Here is a 1,354-nt window from a genome sequence, read left to right as displayed (position 1 = left end):
GCGCAGGCTACAGGGCTGGCATGGCTATGCGCCCTGCCCCGCGTTCAGGTGAATTCGAACTGCTCGAAGCGGACACGGCGAGGCGTTTGGCCTTGTGCTTTCAAGCCCTTGAGAATCCCGTCCTTCAGACCGGTTGGGCCGCAGAACCACAAATCGGCTTGCCGGATCGCGAAAGGGACCGCGCCAATCAGGCGCTCGGCCGTGAGCCTGCCATCGCGCGTCGTAACGACCACCTCGAAACTGAACCTCGGGTTGCGGGCAGCCGCAGCGCGCAGCGTCTCTACCCCAATCGCCTCCTCTTGTGTCCGAACGCAGTGGATGAGGTGAATGTCGCGGCTATCCGCTTCGCTCAGGCTTTCGGCCCAGGCGAGGAACGGCGTGATACCGATGCCGCCGGCAAGCCATATTTGGCGCGCACCGCCCTTGCGGAAATTGAACCGTCCATATGGCCCTTCGACCTGCACGCGCGTTCCGGTCCGCAAGATGGCGGGCAGGCTTCGTGTCCAGCCACCCAACCCCCTGATGCAGAACGTCAGGGTGCCGTCAGGGCGCGGGGCGCTGGCAATCGTGAAAGGGTGCGGCTCGGACAGTCCTGCCTCTGGCGCGCGGAAGAAGGCGAATTGCCCCGGCCGCCACCGCATGGCCCGCCCCTCGGGGCGGAGGGTTAGCGTGGTGGTGTCCTTGGTCTGGCTGATCTCTGTGACGGTGAAGTCTCTACGCCGTAGGTGCGGAGCGAGCAACTCGGTGAAGATCCAGGCGACCACTCCGGCGATGCCGAAAGCATTCAGCACCAACATGAATGTCGGGTCTACCCCAGCAGGCATGTCGACAAAAAACTGGTGAAAGACCACGATTGCAAAAAGGGCCCCCATGAAACGATGGCTGAACCGCCAGATTTGATAGGGGATTTCCAGTGGGGTGAAGGGCAATCTCCGGAACCAGCTGACAGCAACCAGGGCAAGAAGCGCGTTGAAGGCAAGTTCGCCCGCCTCTTCACCAAGTTCACCAAGGGAGGTTTCACGCACCAAACGCTCGAAATCCGGCTCTATCTGTTGGTGCAGGATCATGAGGACCATTGCGGAAATGCCGAGCCATTTGTGCACCCGGTACATGCGATCGAGACCGCCGAACAATGGTTCCACCAGTGGGGGCCGTGCGGCGAGGATCAATGTCTGCGCCATCGCGACAACCGCCGCGGCCCCGACGGCAATACCAAATGCTGCGTCCGCACCATAAGGCGCATAGGTGTTCAACCCGAGCAGAGCCGCCAGCAGGCATGGCAGCGCCACCAGCACCGGGCCCGTCAGGGCCAGAGGAGAGTTGAGGGAAAGCCGAGGGAGTGTGGGAAGGCCCG

The 1,354-nt window shown here is 62.6% G+C and carries 1 protein-coding gene; it reads right to left on the bottom strand.

Features of this window, described 5'->3' with window-relative positions; all coding sequences use genetic code 11:
• Positions 1-44: 44 nt before the first annotated feature.
• Positions 45-1,295 (bottom strand): ferredoxin reductase family protein, encoded by a 1,251-nt coding sequence (locus C8N42_RS21300; protein ID WP_245890342.1) that lies wholly within the window; start codon positions 1,293-1,295, stop codon positions 45-47.
• Positions 1,296-1,354 lie beyond the last annotated feature (59 nt).

Source organism: Celeribacter persicus (genome assembly GCF_003050785.1).
Classification (GTDB): domain Bacteria; phylum Pseudomonadota; class Alphaproteobacteria; order Rhodobacterales; family Rhodobacteraceae; genus Celeribacter; species Celeribacter persicus.
This window is presented reverse-complemented; position numbering and strand designations above follow the sequence as displayed.